General features: G+C 52.7%; 2 pseudogenes. Both read right to left on the bottom strand.

Annotation, left to right across the window (positions count from 1 at the left end):
- Nucleotides 1–294: pseudogene (locus ACK8P8_RS22290) on the bottom strand (ATP-binding cassette domain-containing protein); the annotation flags it as partial.
- A pseudogene (locus ACK8P8_RS22285) lies at nt 287–541 on the bottom strand (ABC transporter ATP-binding protein); the annotation flags it as partial. The pseudogenes ACK8P8_RS22290 and ACK8P8_RS22285, both read right to left, overlap by 8 nt.

Genomic DNA, 541 nt, shown 5'->3' with positions numbered 1-541 from the left:
GTACAAGCGTATATTCTCCCGCACCGTCAAACTCTCGTATAACGAGAATTTCTGGCTCATGTAACCGATTCTGCTCTTTATCTTTTCCGACTCCCGGGCAATATCGAATCCCACTACCCGTCCCGTCCCGAAAGTCGGTTTGCTCAACCCGCATAACATCCGCATGGCAGTGGTTTTGCCTGCACCGTTCGCCCCGAGGAACCCGAATATCTCTCCACGCTCCACGTGAAAACTGATATGGTCCACCGCTGTGAAACTCCCGAATTTCTTCGCCAGCCGCTCTACTTCAATAACCCGTTCCATCGCTAGTATCATTTGTTAACATCATGAAATAATCTTCTATACCCGCCTCGATCTCGTTCCATTCCACCCCGGTATGCCCCGCGCCTCTCAAGGAAGCCGCGAACCGTTCCACGGGATAATCGTTCTCCTTGAACGTGGTGTGAAGCGAATCCCCGAACGTGAAACAGGAATAAACCCCCGGTTCTTCCCGGATGTCCCGCAATAAGCGGTACATATCCCGTGCCCGGAAGGCGACCAG

The sequence above is a fragment of the Butyricimonas muris genome (assembly GCF_046365375.1).
In the GTDB taxonomy this organism is placed as follows: domain Bacteria; phylum Bacteroidota; class Bacteroidia; order Bacteroidales; family Marinifilaceae; genus Butyricimonas; species Butyricimonas muris.
The sequence above is the reverse complement of the archived record's forward strand: the minus strand, read 5'-3'. Positions and strand labels throughout refer to the sequence as shown.